This is a genomic window from Aquiflexum sp. TKW24L, assembly GCF_023502205.1.
Taxonomy (GTDB): Bacteria; Bacteroidota; Bacteroidia; order Cytophagales; family Cyclobacteriaceae; genus Cognataquiflexum.
In genome coordinates this window covers 1-1,096 of sequence record NZ_JAMFLG010000089.1, presented here as the reverse complement: position 1 = coordinate 1,096, position 1,096 = coordinate 1, and the positions used below count along the sequence as shown (strand labels likewise).

1 protein-coding gene is annotated in these 1,096 nt (G+C 49.9%); it reads left to right on the top strand.

The window, feature by feature from the left end; genetic code table 11:
- Positions 1–1,096, top strand: a 1,096-nt coding sequence (locus tag M3O96_RS21880; protein WP_249725453.1) for an HYR domain-containing protein, incomplete at both ends; no start/stop codon positions are given.

Genomic DNA, 1,096 nt, shown 5'->3' with positions numbered 1-1,096 from the left:
AGTGAGCGCACCTGCTGATCTCACAGTCAATACAGACAAAGGAATATGTGAGGCAAGGGAAGTTTACCTTGGGGTAGCCACATTTACAGGAGACATACCGGACGGAGGTCTGACCAACGATGCGCCGCCATCCTTCCCATTGGGAGAGACCATAGTAACCTGGACAGTAACCGACAGGAACGGCAATTCGGCAACATCGGAACAGAAAGTGACAGTACGTGACAGAGAGCTTCCGGACATAAAAGCTCCGGCAAACCTTGTTTTGAGCTCTTCCGGTGGTGGCATCCCTGCCACAGGGGTTGATCTTGGCCAACCTGAAACATCCGACAACTGCAGCATTGCTGAAGTCAGGAACAATGCCCCTGCGGTGTTCAAGATCGGCACTACCACGGTGACCTGGACCGTCAAAGACGGAAGCGGCAACATATGCACCGCCAAACAGAAGGTTACCGTCAATCTTGTCAGTGTGGAATGCAAAGTGATAGCCAAAGCGATTCCTGAGATCACTCTCAGACTGAACAAGGATGGCAAAGCCAGACTCAACCCTGATATGGCAGATAACGGTTCCACGGCCACCTGCGGCACACCGAAACTCGACCTGAGCAAGTGTGACTTTACCTGTGAGGATGTGGGTGAGAACACCGTCAAGCTGATTGTCAAGGATAGTAAAGGCAACAGAGCTGTCGCTGAGTTTAAGGTGATTGTGGTCGACGATACCAAGCCGAAAATCACGGTTGACCAGACACCGTTTGTATGGATCATGCGGTCAGGTGACACGTTTGTGATGCCTGATTTCAAAGACAGAACCACCGCCAGTGACAACTGCTCTTTTGACATTACCCAGACTCCGACACCGGGCACAGTCTTCAAAAAACCTGAGAACTGCTACATTGAGTTTGAAGCCAAAGACAAATCTGGCAATACAGCCATGGCCAAATTCAAATTCAAGCTTGTTGTCTTCAAATGCAAGAAAGTTGGCAAAACATCCAGAACGACCGATGAGGTTACCAATGACCTGGTGACTGTGCCTTGGAATACGCCGTTTGAAAGGCTTGTAGCTGAAGGAATTGAGTTTGAGGAAGGAAGCGATCCGGAA